Source organism: Flavobacterium arcticum (assembly GCF_003344925.1).
GTDB classification, from domain to species: Bacteria; Bacteroidota; Bacteroidia; order Flavobacteriales; family Flavobacteriaceae; genus Flavobacterium; species Flavobacterium arcticum.
The window spans coordinates 2100976-2120968 of sequence record NZ_CP031188.1 but is presented as its reverse complement, the minus strand read 5'-3'; the positions used below and the strand labels follow the sequence as shown (position 1 = coordinate 2120968).

At 34.2% G+C, this 19993-nt stretch carries 16 protein-coding genes; 8 read left to right on the top strand and 8 right to left on the bottom strand.

Translation table 11 applies throughout. From position 1 onward, the window contains the following. The first annotated feature begins 61 nt into the window (after nucleotides 1–61). The 3 genes from DVK85_RS09495 to DVK85_RS09485 all read left to right on the top strand — a co-directional run bounded on the left by DVK85_RS09495 (nucleotide 62) and on the right by DVK85_RS09485 (nucleotide 8737). Nucleotides 62–745: an OmpW/AlkL family protein gene (locus DVK85_RS09495; RefSeq protein ID WP_114678213.1), complete on the top strand. Its 684-nt coding sequence runs from the start codon at nucleotides 62–64 to the stop codon at nucleotides 743–745. Between the two features lie 419 nt (nucleotides 746–1164). Beyond that, on the top strand, nucleotides 1165–4248 hold the full coding sequence (locus tag DVK85_RS09490) for a choice-of-anchor D domain-containing protein (protein ID WP_114678212.1): 3084 nt from the start codon (nucleotides 1165–1167) through the stop codon (nucleotides 4246–4248). A 277-nt stretch (nucleotides 4249–4525) separates the two neighbouring features. Continuing rightward, complete coding sequence (locus DVK85_RS09485; RefSeq protein WP_114678211.1) at nucleotides 4526–8737, top strand: T9SS type B sorting domain-containing protein; 4212 nt, start codon at nucleotides 4526–4528, stop codon at nucleotides 8735–8737. 194 nt (nucleotides 8738–8931) lie between these two features. Here the strand turns inward: DVK85_RS09485 and DVK85_RS09480 are convergent, their stop codons facing one another. Beyond that, nucleotides 8932–9786, bottom strand: a complete 855-nt coding sequence (locus tag DVK85_RS09480) for a DUF2911 domain-containing protein (RefSeq protein WP_114678210.1) — start codon at nucleotides 9784–9786, stop codon at nucleotides 8932–8934. Nucleotides 9787–9932: 146 nt separating this feature from the next. Here DVK85_RS09480 and DVK85_RS09475 point away from each other — a divergent pair, with 146 nt between their 5' ends. Together DVK85_RS09475 and DVK85_RS09470 are read left to right on the top strand one after the other, a co-directional pair. Further along, the gene (locus DVK85_RS09475; protein ID WP_114678209.1) at nucleotides 9933–10397 is read left to right on the top strand and encodes an SRPBCC family protein; all 465 of its coding nucleotides are present in this window, start codon (nucleotides 9933–9935) and stop codon (nucleotides 10395–10397) included. Nucleotides 10398–10409: 12 nt separating this feature from the next. Further along, nucleotides 10410–11693 carry a cryptochrome/photolyase family protein gene (locus DVK85_RS09470; RefSeq protein WP_114678208.1) on the top strand — a complete coding sequence of 428 codons (1284 nt, stop codon included), beginning with the start codon at nucleotides 10410–10412 and terminating at the stop codon, nucleotides 11691–11693. 1 nt (nucleotide 11694) lies between these two features. On the opposite strand, the gene DVK85_RS09465 is transcribed toward DVK85_RS09470, so the two are convergent. Beyond that, nucleotides 11695–12366: an HAD family hydrolase gene (locus DVK85_RS09465; protein WP_114678207.1), complete on the bottom strand. Its 672-nt coding sequence runs from the start codon at nucleotides 12364–12366 to the stop codon at nucleotides 11695–11697. Further along, nucleotides 12363–13022 carry an HAD family hydrolase gene (locus DVK85_RS09460; protein WP_114678206.1) on the bottom strand — a complete coding sequence of 220 codons (660 nt, stop codon included), beginning with the start codon at nucleotides 13020–13022 and terminating at the stop codon, nucleotides 12363–12365. Before DVK85_RS09460 ends, DVK85_RS09465 begins: the two co-directional genes overlap by 4 nt. A gap of 169 nt (nucleotides 13023–13191) precedes the next feature. Here DVK85_RS09460 and DVK85_RS09455 point away from each other — a divergent pair, with 169 nt between their 5' ends. Genes DVK85_RS09455 through DVK85_RS09445 form a run of 3 tightly spaced genes read left to right on the top strand, consistent with a single transcriptional unit; the run spans nucleotide 13192 to nucleotide 14632 of the window. Beyond that, on the top strand, nucleotides 13192–13734 hold the full coding sequence (locus tag DVK85_RS09455; protein ID WP_114678205.1) for an RNA polymerase sigma factor: 543 nt from the start codon (nucleotides 13192–13194) through the stop codon (nucleotides 13732–13734). 30 nt (nucleotides 13735–13764) lie between these two features. Further along, nucleotides 13765–14181, top strand: coding sequence for a hypothetical protein (locus tag DVK85_RS09450; protein WP_114678204.1), 417 nt, complete (start codon nucleotides 13765–13767; stop codon nucleotides 14179–14181). 4 nt (nucleotides 14182–14185) lie between these two features. Next, nucleotides 14186–14632 (top strand): sensor of ECF-type sigma factor, encoded by a 447-nt coding sequence (locus tag DVK85_RS09445; protein WP_114678203.1) that lies wholly within the window; start codon nucleotides 14186–14188, stop codon nucleotides 14630–14632. A gap of 42 nt (nucleotides 14633–14674) precedes the next feature. On the opposite strand, the gene DVK85_RS09440 is transcribed toward DVK85_RS09445, so the two are convergent. The 5 genes from DVK85_RS09440 to DVK85_RS09420 all read right to left on the bottom strand — a co-directional run bounded on the left by DVK85_RS09440 (nucleotide 14675) and on the right by DVK85_RS09420 (nucleotide 19986). Next, a complete protein-coding gene (locus tag DVK85_RS09440; protein WP_114678202.1) occupies nucleotides 14675–15565 on the bottom strand; it encodes a Ppx/GppA phosphatase family protein in 891 nt (296 codons plus the stop codon). A gap of 70 nt (nucleotides 15566–15635) precedes the next feature. Beyond that, nucleotides 15636–17744, bottom strand: a complete 2109-nt coding sequence (gene ppk1, locus DVK85_RS09435) for a polyphosphate kinase 1 (RefSeq protein ID WP_114678201.1) — start codon at nucleotides 17742–17744, stop codon at nucleotides 15636–15638. Beyond that, nucleotides 17710–18231 (bottom strand): SixA phosphatase family protein, encoded by a 522-nt coding sequence (locus tag DVK85_RS09430; protein ID WP_114678200.1) that lies wholly within the window; start codon nucleotides 18229–18231, stop codon nucleotides 17710–17712. The genes ppk1 and DVK85_RS09430 overlap by 35 nt, the downstream gene beginning before the upstream one ends. Nucleotides 18232–18325: 94 nt before the next feature. Beyond that, entirely contained in the window at nucleotides 18326–18970 is a 645-nt protein-coding gene (gene pdxH, locus DVK85_RS09425; protein ID WP_114678199.1) for a pyridoxamine 5'-phosphate oxidase, read from the bottom strand. A gap of 110 nt (nucleotides 18971–19080) precedes the next feature. Then, on the bottom strand, nucleotides 19081–19986 hold the full coding sequence (locus tag DVK85_RS09420; RefSeq protein WP_114678198.1) for a ribonuclease Z: 906 nt from the start codon (nucleotides 19984–19986) through the stop codon (nucleotides 19081–19083). Between the last annotated feature and the right edge of the window lie 7 nt (nucleotides 19987–19993).

The window sequence follows — 19993 nt, the reverse complement described above, 5'->3', positions numbered from 1 at the left end:
ATCAGTTTATGTGCTTTTTATCTTACATACTTTTGAAGTGTAATTAATAAAAAACATAAACATGAAAAAAATAGTTTTAGCTCTAACAGGAGTAGCTTTATTGCTTTCAGGCTCAGTAATCGCACAAGATAATAATGATAAAACTCCCGATTTTAAAAAATGGCAAGTGCGTGTTCGTGGAGTCGGTGTAGTTCCTGACGAGAGTGCTGATATAGGCATTATAGGTGGTGATGTGGATATTTCGACCGCTTTAATCCCTGAAGTCGATTTTACATATTTTTTCACTAAAAATATTGCAGCCGAACTTATTTTAGGTACTACTAAGCATGATGTACATACTACAGGTTCTGATATTTCAGCTATTGGAGGTTCGTCTAATACTAATGTAGATTTAGGAAGTGTTTATCTGCTCCCGCCTACATTAACACTACAGTATCATTTTTATGCTAATGAAACATTTAAACCGTATGTGGGTGCGGGTGTTAACTATACTATTTTTTATAGTGTAGATGAAGGTAGCACTGTAAGAGATGTTGAGTATGATAATGCTTTTGGGTATGCTTTTCAGGTAGGTTTTGACTTAATGCTTAATGATAAATTCTTTATTAATATGGATGTCAAAAAAATATTTCTTAGTACAGATGTGACTGTAGATGGCTCTAACCTTGCCGAAGGACTTAGCATACCTGCCAAAGTAGATATTAATCCGCTACTAGTAGGTTTTGGAGTAGGTATGAAATTTTAATTCTAGTCCATTTTAATTTAGTTAAATTACAAAGCCCGTTCTATAATAGAATGGGCTTTGTGTTATTCATCTCATGTTCTGTAAATTATCTTAAAATAAGTTGGTAAAAAAACAGACTTAATATGAAATAAAAAGCATCTATTTAGTTATAAACTCTTTATAGATATAAAGAAAATTATACATTTATTAACACGATTTACTATTAATTAACATAAAAATGCATTTTTCTTGTTTTTATTTAAAAAACAATACTAAATAGTTAAAAATAAGTTACTTAGTAACATTAAGATAATAAATACTTAGCTCAAAAAACGTTTTCGGACGAGTTAATAAAATTAAATTTGGAATCTAAAGCGTCAAACCCTGCAGGTACAAAATGCTTTAATTCAACGATTTATCCAACTTAATTTTTAATTATCATGTTTAAAAAACGATTTTTATTAGCTCTTGCCCTTGCGGGTATAACGGGACTATCTTTCGGAAACCTAAACAGCATTAAAGGCTTAGTGGCTGCTGAAACAACAACAGCTACTATAGTAGAGTGTACAGGTGGCGGATCTGAAAGTTTTACAGATATGCCAGCAAACTCTAGTACTTATGCTACTCAATCTTGGACTGGTGACAATAGTGTTGCATGGGAAGCTACTGATGCTAGAACTGACCAAGAACTTAACGGAAGAGCTATCGCTCTAAGAGAAGGTTCATTAACAAACACTTCTACTGTTTCTGGCGGTATAGATACACTACGTTTTAACTATGCTCGTGTATTTACAGGAAACTCTACACTTAAAGTATTCGTAAACGGAGTACAATATGGTGCCGATGTTACTGTAAGCGAAACTACTTCTACAGAATTTAAACAAGCTATTGAAGTTTCTGGTGATGTAGTTATCGAAATACAAAACAGTGGAAACAGAACTATCATTGACGATCTTGTATGGGATTGTTCTGATGCTCCTGCTCCTACTCCTGCTCCTGAATTACAACTTGCTGATGCTTGTAGCGCAGACCAAGCTTGTGGAGAATATACTATAGACTTTGGTTCTGTAGAAGTAAACAACTACAAAGATGCTGTATTTACTATCAAAAATACAGGTAACCAAGATCTTTCAGTTACTGCTTTAACAATGAGCGATGCTAACTTTACTATTGTTTCTCCTGCAAGTGGTGATTTACCACTTACAGTTGCAGCATCAGATTCAGCTATAGTATTAGTACGTTTCGAAGGAAGTACAGGTGGAGTTAAATCTGGTACTTTAACTATTGCTAGTAATGATTCAGATGAAGCTTCATGTGTTATAAACCTTGAAGGTATAGCTCTTGCTTCATGTGTTGCTCCTGCCATTGCAGATGAGCTTTCTACATCTAACCTTACTTCATCATCTATTGATGTAGCTATATCTAATGCTGTTGCTGATAGTTTTATAGCTATAGTGAGCGACGGTACTATTACTGGTGCTCCTGTAGACGGTGTTAACTATGAAGTAGGAGATGCTCTTGCTGACGGTGTAGTTGCTTACATTGGTTCTTCTGCTAGTTTTACAATTTCAGACCTTGAAGAAGATACTGATTACACTCTTGCTGTTTATGCTTTTAACAGTACTAACTGTATAGGTGGTCCTCTTTATGCTTCTGGTGCTGGTGAAGATGAATTTACTACTGAAACTGCTCCATGTATTGGAGGTTCTGAAAGCTTCGAAAACATGCCAACAAACTCTAGCTCTTACATTACAAGAACTTGGACTGGAGATAATGGTGTTGCATGGGAAGCTACTGATGCTAGAACTGATCAAGAACTAACTGATAGAGCTATTGCTTTAAGAGTAGGTTCTTTAACTAGTACTTCTACTATCTCTGGTGGTATCGGTACTCTTTCATTCGACTACGCTCGTGTATTTACAGGAAACTCTGTACTTAAAGTTTATGTAAATGACGTACAAGTTGGTGCTGACGTTGATGTTACATCTGATGTTGCTTCTACTTACTCTGTAGCTGTAGATGTAGCTGGTGACGTTGTTATCGAAATAGAAAATAGCGGAAACAGAACAATAATAGATAACCTTGCTTGGGATTGTTATACAGTACCTAATGCACCTGAATTACAATTAATAGATAGTAACCTAGCTAACCAAGCATGTGGTTTTAATCTTGATTTTGGTAATGTTGAAGTAGATACTGATAACACACTTACATTTACAATACAAAATAGAGGTTTACAAGACCTAATTATTTCTGATATTGTTTCTAGTGATGCTTCTTACACTATAACATCTCCAGCTTCTACATCATTTACACTTAGTGCAAACACTACTCAAGATGTAACTATAAACTTTGCTAACGTAACTGCTGGGGCTTATTCTGCTACACTTACTATTAGTAGTAATGATGCTGACGAAGCTTCTTGTATCGTTAATCTTAATGCTACTGCTCAAGACCTTTGTGTTGCTCCTGCTGTTGCAGATGAGCTTTCTACATCTAACCTTACTTCATCATCTATTGATGTAGCTATATCTAACGCTGTAGCAGATGGTTTTATAGCTATAGTAAGCGACGGTACTATTACTGGTGCTCCTGTAGACGGTGTTAACTATGAAGTAGGAGATGCTCTTGCTGGTGGTGTAGTTGCTTATGTTGGTGCTTCTGCTAGTTTTACAGTTTCAGATCTTGTAGAAGATACTGATTATGCTATTGCTATTTATGCTTATAACGACACTAACTGTATAGGTGGTCCTGCATACGCTTCTGGTGCTGGCGAAGATAGCTTTACAACTGAATCTGCTCCATGTGTAGGTGGTTCTGAAAGCTTTGATAACATGGGAAGTAGCTCAAGCAGCTATTCTACAAGAACTTGGACTGGAGATAATGGTTTAGTTTGGACTGCTACTGATGCAAGAACTGACCAAGACCTTACAGGTGATGCAATATGTGTAAGAACTGGTTCTTTATCTAATGTTACTGCTGTACCTGGAGGTATAGGTACTCTTTCTTTCAACTATGCTCGTGTATACTCAGGAAACTCTACACTGCAAGTATTTGTAAACGGTGCACAAGTTGGTACTGATATAACTGTATCTGATACTGCTCCTACTCTATTCTCTGAAGCAGTTAATGTTAGTGGAGACATTACTATAGAGCTTGTAAATAGCGGTGGTAAAAGAACTATCATAGACGATATCGCTTGGGATTGTTACGCTGGTGTAGGTGCTAGACCAGGTACTGCTGTAGAAAATGTTATAGAAGAAAATAACTTCATACAAACTACTACTGCTGATAAAGAAGTTGTTCTTTATCCTAACCCTAACGAAGGTGAGTTTCAAGTAGAATTAACTTCTATAGATGCTGCTGCACAAGTTGAGGTTTTTGATACTCTTGGAAAACAAGTACTATCTCAAAAAGTTGTTGGTAAAGAAACAATAAACCTTGAAAATGCTGGTAAAGGTATTTATATGGTTGTTATTACTTCTGGCGACAATGTAACTACTAAGAAAGTGGTTATAAAATAAGGGAAAACCTAACATTTAGGAATTCTTAAAAGTTCCGGTGGAGATACTCCACCGGAACTTGTTTTTTGATATATATCCTCTAAAAAATCATTTTTAAAAACTTAATAGTTTCTTAATTTACATTTTATAACAAAAAAACACATTATTGTTCTAATTTTGCATAAAAATAATGTCACGCTTTTCAATAACATTTTATTAAGAATATGATAATCAAATGTCTGAAATATAAATGTAATTTGCGCGGCATTTTAGCTAATAGTAATAAAAAAAATTAGGTATGAAAAAAAGAATTATTCGCTTAACCCCTACAGGACTACTATCTGTACTTTGTATGCTATTGTATTTCAATACAAGTGCACAGGTATACCTGCATGATTTTGGGACAACACCCATTACAAGTTATCCTTATACGGAAACTCCAACAGTCGTTGACCCAGACATTACTAACAGTAGTTGGACAAATAATATAGGAATTTGGACAGGCTTTACTGGTGAAACAGGAATGGGATTAGGTCATGCTAATGCTTCTGGATCATCTACTATAACACTTACGTTTGATGTCGCAGTAGGAAAACAACTAGATATAACATCTTTCAACTTTTGGCGTTCGCGCAGCAATGTAGCAGCACAAAACTGGGCTATGACTATAAATGGTATTGCAGTAGGTAGCGGCACTATACCTACAGTAGGAGCTACAATAGGACTAACGCCAGTAGCAAACCCAATAACCGAATTAACCGGTACAGTTACTGTTGTTATAACATTAAGCAACTCTTTTAGTACAGGTGGATTCTTTACCCTAGACAATTTTGAGCTTAATGGTAGTATTACCGAACCATGTACACCTCCTGTAATTACTACTATAGCACCTGCATCGGGACCTGCAGAAACCACTGTTACTATAACAGGTAGTGGTTTTGAGGCTGGCACAGGTACTACAGCGGTACACTTTAATGGTGTAGAATCATCTGGTTTTGTTGTGATATCTGATACTGAAATAAAAGCAATAGTACCAGCTAACGCTACAACAGGGGCTATTACTGTTTTTACAGACAACTGTGAAGCACTTACTTCTACATATACATTTTTAGAGTCTGATTGTCCTGACACAGGCTCATCTTTAGAAATATATATATCAGAGCTATATGATGCTAATAGTGGTACATCTGGTGCAATAGAGCTATACAACCCTACCTCAAATCCTATAAACCTAACTGGATATACACTATTAAGATATGGAGACATTGGTGCAGGAACACCAAGTTACAATATGAGCCTTACAGGATCAATACCAGCGCAAGATACATTTATTGTTAGTATACAAATCTCAAGCGTATGTCCTGGAATACCAACAGACTTTCCTTTAACTAATGGTATTAACGGGAATGATGAATTTGAACTACTTAAAAATGGAGCTATTATAGACAATGTTCAAGCTCCTTTTAATAAAGGTTATACTCTAATAAGAAATCCTGATGCAGTAGCTCCTAAAATTAATTATAATTCAGCAGATTGGCTTATTAATGAAAATGAATCTTGTAGTAATCTAAATATGCATACTGCAATAATAGCTAATACTATTACAACACAACCTACAAGTGAAAGTATTTGTGAATCTGATAATGTCTCATTTACAGTAACTGTAAGTAATGATTCAGGTTTTACCTATCAGTGGAAAATGATTGATGAAACAGGTAACTGGGTAAATGTCGTTGATAATGCACAATTTTCTGGTGCAACAACCAATACATTAACAATTACATCTGCAGATGTTGATTTAGACATCACTCAATACTACTGCGAAATAGATTCAATTACTTGTACACTTATAAGTAATGCAGTACAGTTAACTGTTTCGCCACTTCCTGTAGCAATTATTATAGAAACACAGCCAACGTGTACAGAACCAACAGGTAGCATAGAAGCAACCCCCGTAATAGGAGATGACCTTACTTATAGTCTTGACGGAATTGATTATCAAACAGCTAATACTTTTAATAACTTAGCATCAGGAAATTATACTGTATATGTACAATCATCTGCAGGGTGTATTTCTACCATACCGGCAGTAATAAACCCTATACCAGACGCACCAGATGTTGCTACTACAACTATTACTCAGCCTACATGTACTACCATTACAGGAACTATTGAGGTGACTGCCCCAACAGGTGCAGGACTAGAATATAGTATTAATGGGGTAGATTTTCAAACAGAAACTATATTTACGGTTAACCCAGGTACATATAATATTACTGTTATGAATGCAAGTGGATGTACTTCTATTACCAATACTATAAATATAAATAATATTATAGATGCTCCACCAGTAGCTATAACTACGGTAACACAGCCTACGTGTACTGAACCTAACGGAATTATTGAAGTTACTCCTATAATAGCTGCAGGAGTACAGTATAGTATTAATGGGGTAGATTTTCAAGAAGAAACTACATTTATAGTTGCACCAGGTACATATAATGTTACAGTTATAAATATTAGTGGTTGTACATCTATAACAGGAGATATCATTATTACCACTGCACCCGATAGTCCGGCTGTGGCTACAACTATGGTGACACAATCTACTTGTACTGAGCCTAACGGAACTATTGAGATTACTGCTCCAATAGGTACAGGGATAGAATACAGTATTAATGGTATAGATTTTCAAACTAATACTACGTTTACAGCAGCATCGGGTACTTACAATATTACTGTGATGAATGCTGATGGTTGTACATCTATAACAGAAGATATTGTTATAAATGATGCTCCTACTGTTCCAGCAGTAGCTATAACAACAGTAACACAGCCTACTTGTACTGAACCTAACGGAACTATTGAAATTACTGCTCCAATAGGTACAGGGATAGAATACAGTATTAATGGTGTAGATTTTCAAACTAATACTACGTTTACAGCTGCATCGGGCACTTACAATATTACTGTGATGAATACTGATGGTTGTACATCTATAACAGAAGATATTGTTATAAATGATGCTCCTACTGTTCCAGCAGTAGCTATAACAACAGTAACACAGCCTACTTGTACTGAACCTAACGGAACTATTGAAGTTACTTCACCAATAGCAGACGTATTATTTTACAGTATTAATGGTGTAGATTTTCAAATTGAACCAACATTTACTGTTACTTCAGGCACATATAATCTTACTGTGATGAATGCTAATGGTTGTACATCAATAACTGGAGACATTGTTATAAACCCTATACCCGATGCTCCAGCACCAGCACTTTCAATTATAACACAACCTACATGTACAGAGCCTAATGGTTTTCTTATAGTAACATCTCCACTTGGTGATGGTCTAGAGTACAGTATTGATGGTATAACTTTTCAAGATGAACCTAACTTTGTAGCTACAACAGGCACATATAACATTACTGTGAGAAATGCAGAAGGATGTACATCTATCAGTTCAACTATTAATATTGTTATTAACCCTGCACCCGATACTCCAGCTATAGCAACTACAACAGTAACACAGCCAACTTGTGATACTCCTACAGGAACTATAGAAGTTACTGCTCCAACAGGGGCAGGTTTAGAGTATAGTATCGATGGGGTTAATTTCCAAACTACAACTACATTTAACGTGGCATCAGGAACATATAATGTTACCGTTATGAATGCAGAAGGATGTACATCAGTTACTAATGATATTATTATAAACAATGTTACAGATATACCTACAGTAGCAACTATTGATGTATCACAACCTACGTGCACTATCAATACAGGAACTATTGAAGTAACTGCTCCAACAGATGCAGGACTTGAATATAGTATTGATGGAGTTAACTTCCAAACTACAACTACATTTAACGTTCCATCAGGAACGTATAATGTTACTGTAATGAATGCACAAGGATGTACATCTATTACTGATGATATTGTTATAAACAATGTTCCAGATGCTCCTGTAGTTACAGGTACTCAAGGATGTATAACTACTACTTTTGGACAAAAGTATATACTAGAAGTACAAGCTTTAGATAATTCATTTGATATAAACACTGCCTCTTATGAGTGGAAAGATGATAATAATGCCGAAGTAGGAAATAATGAGAATACATTTGATGTTACTGAACACATAGCAACTAATGGCATAGATAGTAATGATTATCCATTAAACTTTACACTTACCATTACCACTGCAGGAGGCTGTACAGCTGTATATACATTTACAGTGATAGGCACGCTATGTGACATACCAAGAGGTATATCGCCAAATAACGACGGAATGAATGACAAATTTGATCTTAGTGGTCTTAACGCCAGAAAAGTTATTATCTTTAATCGTTATGGTAAAGAAGTATATAGTAGAAATAATTACATAAACGAGTGGGAAGGGCAAACCGATAATGGTGATGAGCTACCTACAGGAACATATTTTTATATGATAGAAACTAGTAATGATTCAAAAACAGGTTGGGTTTATATAAACCGACAAGAAAACTAGTACCCTATAAATGAAAGAATCAACTTGAAATAAGTTGACTTATAATAATAACAAAAGCCAGAATATTTATTTATTCTGGCTTTTGTTATTATACTGATAAACATCTCTGATTATTTTATGAATTAGCAGAACAAATTATATAAAAAATGCGGACTAAAATTTAGTCCGCATTTTTATTAATATGAAAACATATATTATTTCTTACTCCACTCTTGTATAGAGTCTTTATTCATTTTTACATAATCAGCGTTATTAGCTTTTTCAGCAGCAGCAAGCGATTGTTTTGCTGTTTCTACAGCTCCTTTTTTATCACCTAATTTAGCTTGTATAAGCGCTTTTTGTCTTAAATAGTAAAATGGTACATCTTTTCCTTCTGGAGTTTTCTCGATAGATTGGTTCATCCAAGATAAAGCCTTATCTAGATTAGTATTAGACTGGTAATAGTATTGAGCAGCTGAAAACAAATCACTAGCCGAAGGTCCTGCCATTACTGTTTCTATACTTTTCATTGCCATCTTTTGTGTAGGAACTTCTACCTTTACAGAAACCATTGTTTTTTCCCAAGCAATTTCAAGAAAACCATTGTTATTATCAAGATTATTCATACCAATAGTAAGGGTTTCTACACTTCTTGTCAAAAATTCAGGTTTAACCGTAACGCGAACAGCCTCTTTTGTAGAATCCCACTCTTGAGGAAGCCCCCAGTTATTAGTATCTGTATAAAATATAATATCCCAACTATCTGCTTTAGGTTGTGTATATAATGCATATTTTCCTGCCTGTAGTGTTTTACCACCTATAACAACATCATCTGTAAAAGTAACAGTAGTATTAGCATTAGCACCCGTTCTCCATAAACGACCAAAAGGAACTAATTCTCCATATACAGCTCTACCTTTTGCACTTGGGCGAGAATATTCAATTTTAACATCTGTTAACCCTACTGTTTGCTCAATAACTGCTTTCGGACTTGCTTGAGGTGTTTTAACCTGTGCCGAGCCTATTGTAAATGCCAGTAATAATGCACCTGTAATAAATAATCTTTTCATACCGTATTTTGTTTGTTGTTATATAAATTTACTATGCGAAATTAATAATTAAAGGTTTTACAAGTGTTAAATGTATCAAAAAATCTTACAATTAAAGTTATTCTTATGTGCCTGTTGTATAACTTCACAAATTATAATTACTACATATGAAACTTTATTCTGTACATAAAAAACAAAACCTGCCCATATCGCTGCAAGAAGCTTGGGACTTTATATCTGACCCCAAAAACCTTGCCGTTATAACACCCGATACTATGGGGTTTAAAACATTATCAGGCGATGACCGTAAAATGTTTGCTGGACAAATAATACATTACACCATCTCTCCCCTACTTGGATTAAGAATGCAATGGGTTACCGAAATTACTCACGTAAAAGATTCGGATTTTTTTGTAGATGAACAACGCTTTGGTCCATATAAGTTTTGGCATCATAAACATTTCGTTAAAGAAATACCCGGAGGTGTAGAGATGGAAGACATTGTACACTATAAATTACCCATGGGGATATTAGGTGATATGATGCACCCTATTATGGTAAAACCAAAACTAAAAGAAATTTTTGATTACAGAGAAAAGAAGCTCATAGAGCTATTTGGAGAAATGAAATAAGAAAAGTTATTTATGACAATATTCTGGTTTAGGCGCGATTTGCGTCTGGAAGATAATAAAGGATTATATGAAGCCCTAACATCGGGAGATGAAGTGTTACCTATATTTATTTTTGATAAAAATATACTTAGCGAATTACCTAAAGATGATGCGCGAGTTACTTTTATACATAGTTTATTACAACAACTACAAGAGAAACTTCAACACTATAATAGTTCATTAGCAGTGTTTTATGATACACCCGAAAGTGTATTTACAAAACTGGATCAAGAAAACAATATTAAAGCTGTTTATACCAATCATGACTATGAGCCTTATGCACTACAGCGCGATAAAGCAATAGGAGAACAACTCGACCAAGAAAATATTGCTTTTAAAACCTTTAAAGATCAAGTAGTTTTCGAAAAAAATGAAGTAGTTAAAGATGATGGCACCCCTTATGTAGTATATACTCCTTATATGAAAAAATGGAAAACACATTTTAATGAAGAAGCACTACAAGAGTATAATACTGAAAGTGAAGCTACAAAATTTGTAAAACACTCCTACCCTTTTTTAAGCCTTACCGATATTGGCTTTAAAGAGGCAAATATAAAACCTGCTCCTTACACGGTTTCTGATAAGTTGATTAGCAATTATGAAGACACCCGTAATTTCCCTGCCTTAGAGGGTACGTCAAACATAAGCCCCTACCTTCGCTTTGGTGCAGTAAGCATAAGAGAAGTAATGAAAAAAGCATTACAGAGTGATAACTCTGTATTTATGAATGAGCTAATATGGCGCGAATTTTTTATGCAAATACTGTGGCATTATCCTAATACCGTAACCAAAAGTTTTAGACCTAAATATGATAATATTAAATGGCGCAATAATGAAAAGGAATTTAAAGCATGGTGCGAGGGCAAAACAGGCTACCCAATGATAGATGCTGGTATGCGCGAGCTAAATACAACAGGACATATGCACAATAGAGTACGTATGGTAGTTGCCAGTTTTTTGTGTAAACATCTACTTATTGACTGGAGATGGGGCGAAGCCTATTTTGCTCAAAAGCTTTTTGATTATGAACAGTCAAGTAATGTAGGAAACTGGCAATGGGCAGCAGGTAGTGGTGTGGATGCTGCTCCTTATTTTAGGATTTTTAACCCTACAGAACAGGTTAAAAAATTTGATAAGGACTTAAAGTATATTAAAAAATGGGTACCTGAGTTTGATAAAATTGACTACCGCCCTATTGTTGACCATAAGGAAGCACGCGAACGCTGTTTAAAAATATATAAAGAAGCTGTTGTCTAATTTATATGATTACTGTTCTGGGCAAACCCTTAATTTTATTACTATTTAACTGATCAAAATCAGTAATTACTATATCTGCTTCACTGGTATCCTGTGGTATAGATAATCCGCTTTCATACCCTATACAATATATACCAGCAGCTTTGGCTGCCTTTATACCGTTGGTACTATCTTCTATTACAATACACTCTTCTTTTGTGAAACCTGATTGGTTAGCTGCTTCGATATATATAGCGGGATTGGGTTTAGAAAACTCAAAATCTTCTCCGCTTAGTTTAGCATCAAAATAGGAGTGTAATCCAAAGCGGGTAAATACTTTTTCAATTTTGGCATTAGATGCCGATGATGCTACTATTAGTTTAATACCGCTAGAGTGTAAATCGATAATTAGGTCTTTTACCCCCGGTAATAGCTCGACATCATCACTAGTATCAAAAGCTTTAAAATAATATTCATATTGCTTTTCCAGCAGCTCTTCGTGTGTTAAGGATATTTCATATAGGTCTTTTAGCTTGGCTACAATATTCTTGTCCGAATTGCCCACAAAAGTATTATAAACACTATCAGGTACTATAATACCCAACGCTTTATACATATCCTGATTGGCTTTATACCCTATAGGTTCTGTATTTACTATAACCCCATCCATATCAAACAACACACACTTTATCATATATTGATATCTCTTACCTTTTTAAAATCAAGACTATTAAAATCGCTAATAACAATATCTGCTTCTGTAAGTTCCTGCATTTTAGAGTGTACACTATTATAACCTACACAATAAATCCCAGCTGCTTTGGCTGCTTTAACACCATTAGTGCTATCTTCTATCACTATGCATTCGTGTTTTTCGTTACCCGATAATTGTGCTGCTTTCTCAAAAATAGCAGGGTGTGGTTTCGATTTAGGAAAATCTTCGCCACTTACAATATGCGAAAAATATTGATGCAGTTTAAAGCGGTTAAATACTCTGCTTATTGTAACTTTAGATGCAGATGATGCCAATATAAGATTTACGCCATTTTCATGAAGATCTATTATAAGTTCTCTTACTCCTGGTAAAAGGTCTAAATCCTCTTTAGTATCAAAAGCATCATTAAACAATTCGCGTTTTTGATTTACCAATGCATCTATTTCATGTTCTATTAGAAATGCTTCTTTTAACTTTTGATATACATTTTTTGTAGAATTACCTGTAAAAGAAGCATACAACGCGTCAGATACTTCTATTTCTAAATTTTTGAAATGTTGATGGTAAGCATAATAATGAACAGGCTCTGTATCTACAATTACCCCATCCATATCAAATATAACGGTCTTTATCATAATAAAATTTATGAGCGCAAATGTACGATTAACACGCATAAACCAAAAGAATTACCGCATTAAGTTCCTGTTAATATTAGTTAGATTACTGTTTTAATAGTATAATTATAATACACCATATTAAACCTTTTAGTGTAACTTTAGTCAAAGTTATATACAGTATAAAAACTTGGAAGACGAAAAGGCTTTTATATCGGAATTATTAAACCCTAAAACGCAAGAAGCTGCTTTTAGGAAACTTATGGCTCAATATAGCAGACCATTGTATAGCCATATTCGTAATATAGTAATAAACCATGATGATACTGACGATGTTTTACAAAATACCTTTATTAAAATTTTTAAAAACCTACCTAACTTTAAAGAACAGAGCAAGCTTTTTTCGTGGATGTATCGAATAGCTACTAATGAGGCAATAACATTTATTAATCAGCGAGCTAAAAAATCAGGGATTACAAACGAAGAGGTACAGCAAAAAGCACTGCAAAATCTGGAAGCCGATGAGTATTTTGAAGGTGATACATTACAATTGCAATTACAACAAGCAGTAGCAAAACTACCCGAAAAACAGCAACTTGTGTTTAAAATGAAATATTTTGAAGACTTAAAATATGAAGAAATATCTGAAATATTAAACACATCAGTAGGAGCATTAAAAGCATCATACCATCATGCAGTAAAAAAAATAGAAGAATATATTAAATCGCTTTAAACCATTTACATAGCATTAAGTCATACTATTATGAAAAACTTTAAATTGGATAATGAACCTAAAATAAAATCGGGATTTAAAGCCCCCGATGACTATTTTAGTAACCTTACCGATACCGTACTACAAAAGTTACCACAACAGGAAACAAAGGTAGTACCGCTATACCGAAAAAAACCAATATGGCTATCGGCGGCGGCAGTGTTTATTATGTTTATAGGAATTTCAGTATTTTTAAACCTTAATACAACAACACAACCTGATGTGGCAACTATAGAAAATTACTTGGTATATGAGTCTAATATTAACGAATATGACTTATATCAGCAATTTGATGCTACTGACATACAAGAACTGGAGCAATCTATGGTCACAAATAACCTAAGCAATGAGGCTATTGAAGATTACATTAGCACCCAGAGTAATTATGATATTTATTTAACCGAATAACATTATGAAAACAAAGTTTTTACTATCCTTATTTTTACTTTTTTCTTATGCCATGCATAGTCAGGGACACAAAGAAAAAAGAGCACAAATAAAAGCACTTAAAGTATCTTTTATTACTACAGAGCTAAGTCTTACCAGTGAAGAAGCTGCAAAATTTTGGCCTATTTATAATGTGTATGAAGACAAAGAATTTGAGATAAAACACGACAAGATGCGTAAGTTGATAAAACAACTGGACGAGAAGGGTATTGATAAAATATCAGATAAAGAAGCGATGTCTTACTTGAATCAGCTTGAGACTGCCGATGAAGAGTTATTTCATTTAAAACAAAAGCTTGTTAATGATCTTAAAACCATAATAAGCCCTATAAAAATATTAAAGCTGAAAAAAGCTGAAAATGACTTTAATAGGAAGTTGTTAGAAAAATACAGAAAGAAAAAAAGAGAGTAAATAAAAAAGAGGTAGTATGATAATTACCTCTTTTTTATTTTGTTATATTTTACCGTAATACATTGCTTTTACTATACCATCAGATAGTCCTATCTTTGGCACGTATATATTGCGAGCACCACTCCACTTCATAACGTTAAGGTATATGCGAGTAGCATAAATAATAACATCGGCACGATCAGGATTCAATCCTAGTTCCGATATACGTTGCTCATAAGTAAGGCTATTAAGAAACTGATATTGTGAGTTAATATAAAAATAAGATAACGGTAAATCTTGTTTTTTACCTGACATTTTAAATAGTTTATTAATATTACCTCCAGAGCCTACCATAATAATATTATCATATTGCTCTGTAACAGCTTTTATCCATTTTTCTATCTCCTGCCATACAATATCATTAACCATATTATTAAGCAAGCGTACTGTACCATTTTTAAACGAACGCGAAGCTGTTATCTTTCCATTGGTAAATAATGAAAACTCAGTACTACCACCACCTACATCTACAAAAAGATATGTTTGATCTGGCTTTATAAATTGCTGAAGGTCTGTAGATGCTATTATAGCGGCTTCTCTTTTACCATCTATAATATCTATTTTTATGCCTGCTTCTTGCTCTATCAAGTCAGCTACTTCTTTTCCATTATAAGCCTCACGCATAGCCGATGTTGCACACGCCATATAGCGCTCTATTCCGTGTACCTTCATTAATAGTTTATATGCTTTCATGGCATCAACCATACGCTCTATGCTTTCTTCAGCAATTTCGCCTACAGTAAATGCATCCTGACCTAAACGAATAGGCACACGTACTAATGAACTTTTATTAAATTGTGTTTCTCTTCCTTGTTGCTCTACAATATTGGTCATTAAAAGACGCATAGCGTTAGAACCTATATCTATAGCAGCATATTTCTTTATATTAATCATATATGTAAATATGAGAAAAAATTATAATAATCCATAGCTTTATATCTAGGAGTACATAATAGTATCTCAATTATAATTGTTCATAAATAACTTCTAGCTTGTTACGGTAGTAATTATAGGTCTCTAGCTGGGCTCTAAATACTTTATTAGTATTTCGCTTTTTGTATTCATTATCTAATGATTCTGAATGTAGTCTAGCTTTTACATTACCTTTCCACCCTATCTCGAAAGTATCTATTAATTCTTGTTTAATTTCTTCATCATAAATTGGGCAGGTTACCTCTACCCTTGCATCAAGATTACGAGTCATAAAATCTGCCGAAGAAATATATACATTAGGGTTACCCGAATTGGCAAAAATGTATACTCTAGAGTGTTCTAAATAATTATCTACAATACTTATAGCCTCTATATTCTCGCTCATATCTTTAACCCCTGGTATAAGGCAACATATCCCTCTAATTATAAGCTGTATCCTTACACCTTCTCTACTGGCTTCATACAACTTGTCTATCATCCTGAAATCAGTAAGACTGTTCATTTTCAGCTTAATATATGCTTCCTTACCAGCTATGGCATTAAGTATTTCTTTGTCTATTAGTTTAGTAAACTTTGTACGGGCATATTGTGGCGATACTAATAAATGTTTATATCTATTAATACGATAATTAACGTCAAAGAAGTCGAATATTTTACTTACCTCCTTCATTATCTGTTGGTGGCTAGTAAATAGCGTAACATCTGTATAAATTTTGGCTGTAGACTCGTTAAAATTACCTGTAGAGATAAAACCATAACGTTTTACTTTCTTTTCCTCTACACGCTCTACCACACATACTTTACTGTGTACTTTAAGCCCTTTAACCCCAAATATAAGGTTGATACCTTCTGTCTGCATCGACTCAGCATACGATATATTACTTGCCTCGTCAAAACGCGCTTGAAGCTCTATTTGTACTGTTACTTTCTTACCATTTTTAGCAGCATTAATAAGCGAACTTATTATTTGCGAATTTTTTGCTAACCTGTATAATGTTATTTTTATAGAAATTACCTTAGGATCTAAGGCTGCTTCTCGTAAAAATTTAATTACATAAGCAAACGATTGGTAGGGTGCATAAAGTAAATAATCTTTACGTTTTATTTTTTGTACAATACTCCCCTCAAGACTTAATCCATTAACAGGTAGTGGGTAGTTTTGTTTATAAACTAAATTATCTTTTCCTAATGTAGGGAAATCCATATAATCTCTACGGTTATGATACCTACCTCCAGGTATAATACTATCTGTAGAGTCGATATCCATACGTTTTAGAAAAAAAGCCAAAGTGTCTTGTTCTATAGACTGGTCATAAACAAAACGAACTGGCTCACCCACACGGCGTTCTAATACACCCTTGGATATTTTCTCCATAAGGCTTTTACTTTGGTCGCTGTCTATCTCTAATTCTGCATCACGTGTTATTTTTATCATGTGAGCAGTAACCTTCTCATATTTAAAGATATTAAATATACTATGTAAATTATAACGTATAACGTCATCAAGCATAATAATACACTTATTATCGTTATCTGAAGGTAATACCACAAAACGGTTTATTGTTTTGGGCATTTCTATTATAGCATAACGTACTTCTTCCTCGGCATCTACTTTACCTGTTATCTCGTTTGGTTTCATAACTAGCTTAACAGCTAGATAACCCGAAGCATCTTTTAGTAAAGGAAACTCGTCAAGGTCATTAAGTATAATAGTAACTAACTCTGGACTAACTTTTTGTATAAAAAAGTCTTTTATAAAAGCACCTTGTTCTTTAGAGACTTCTGACTCATTTAAAATATAGACATTCTCTTTTTCAAGTTCTTTTTCTATAATACTAAGTATACGAAGGCTCTCCGATTGTTGTTGAATAACAATTTCGGTAATTTCTTTTAATAACTCATCTGCCGTAATACCACCTAATATCTTCTCGCCGGTCTTACCTTCTAAACTCAACCTGCGGATAGCGGCATAACGTACTCTAAAAAATTCGTCTAAATTATTAGAAAATATGCCTAGAAAACGAAGTCTATCTAACAATGGTACATTTTCGTCGGCTGCTTCTTGTAATACTCGGGCATTAAATGCAAGCCAGCTTTTCTCTCTATCAATATACCTGTTTACCGGTGAGTGGTGAATCATGTTTCTTAAAATCTCTTGGAAATAATAACTTCTCTGTTTTACCTTTCTTTATATCTTTCCATTCAGCTTCGTTAAATGTAAGATATACAAAACCAGATGTAGGAACGTTTTCTACCTCTTGGTTCCCAAAGATATTAACAAAATTAGTAATTGCATCATTATGTCCAAAAAGAATTAAGTTATCATATTGGTTATCGCAGCTTTTTATAACTCTTTCAAGAGCTTTCTCGTCAAACGTATAAAGGTCATCTTTAAAAACAATGGTATCTTGTGGTATAAACAATGTTTCTGCAAATATATAAGCTGTGTTTTTGGTACGTTGTGCTGTACTACTCCATACTATATAAGACTCTGGGAGATACTGCTCTATATTAGCAGCCATAAGGTGCGCATCGTTAATCCCTCTTGCAGATAGCGGTCTGTCTTTATCTATTAAAGGTGCATCCCAACTGGACTTGGCGTGACGTATTAGGATTAATTTTTTCATTACCTTACTGTTTTGAATTAATAATCAAAAACTTAAATATCCTAAAAAAATTAATACAAATAACATTACAAACCGTTAATTTGATATTAAAGTTTTAAGGAGCTAGCCTTTCTACCTGCCATGCAAAATCTTCTTGTATACTATAACGTAGCCTATCATGCAACCTGTTAGCTCTACCTTGCCAAAATTCTACCGAAATAGGTTTTACAATATAACCTCCCCAATATTCAGGACGAAGTACCTCTTTATGCTCATTTTCTTTTTCTAATGCTATCAATTTTTCTTCAAGATAAGTACGCGAAGGTATTACTTCACTTTGTGGCGATACTACTGCACCAAGTCTACTACCGATAGGTCGGCTTTCAAAATAGCCATCTGATAGGTTCGGAGCTATCTTCTCGGCTTTGCCTTTTATTATTACTTGACGCTCTTGCTCGTGCCAAAAAAATGACAGGCAAACATTAGGGTTTTCGGCTATTGCCTTTCCCTTTTCAGAAGCATAATTAGTATAGAATATAAAGCCTTCATATGTAAACTGTTTTAATAGTACCACCCTAGCTTTAGGGTAACCATCAAGACCAATTGTAGAGACTGTCATAGCATTAACCTCGGTAGCACCTTCATAGGCTTCTGCTTCAGCAAACCAGTTTCTAAAAAGCGTTATAGGATCTTCTGGTAAACCTTTTTCTATAAGTTCACTTTTTTCATACGATTTTCTGTAATCACTAAGGTCTTTCATTTTATGGATGCTTAGGTATTAAAATTTTGTTGAATTTATAAGACAGTAGTACGTTTAAAGTTACTTCTTTTTCTGATAATTTAAAAATGTATTTACACCAAAAAAAACGATTATAATTCAAATACTTTTCCGTCATCGGCAAGCTCTACATTTTCAAAAATGGTAGAGGCTTCTTCTTTAAAAATTTCTATATTACCATAACGTGTAGAGAAGTGTCCTAATATAAGTTTACCAGCATTAGCTTGCTTTGCTATAGTTGCTGCCTGCTTTGCTGTAGTATGCATGGTGCGCTCGCATAAATGCGCTTCTGACTCCAGAAATGTACTTTCGTGATATAATACATCTACATCTTTAATAATGGGCAATATAGCCTCATTATACACCGTGTCTGAACAAAAAGCATAGCTTTTTGGTTCAGGAGGGTCAAATGTGAGTTCTGCATTAGGTATTACCCTGCCATCATCTAGCGTAATATCATTACCTGACTTAATTTTTTGATAGTAGCAGGTTTCTATACCATAGTCTTTTGCGACATCTACATTTAGTTTTCTGTCATCAGGTTTTTCTGTAAAAAGATAACCGTTTGTATATACTCTATGCACAAGCGGTATGGTAGTAACGATAACTTTATCATCTTCAAATACTACTTCTGATTCTTTAGACTCTAACTCATGAAAATAGAGATTATAGCCTGTATAAGAATTAGATAGTTTTAATTGTAACAATGTAACTTCTTTTATACCTTTTGGTCCATATATATGGAGATCGTTATTCCTATTTAGAAGCGAGAAAGTAGATACTAAACCTATAAGCCCATAAAAATGATCTCCGTGAAGGTGCGATATGAATATATGGTTTATTTTAGAGAATCGTAGCTTGTTTTTGCGTAATTGCACTTGTGTTCCCTCTCCACAATCAATAAGAAACATTCTATTTTTTATTTCTAATACTTGTGCGGTAGGGTTGGTCATAGACCTAGGAGTTGCTGCATAGCAGCCTAATATGGTTAAATTCATTCTTTTT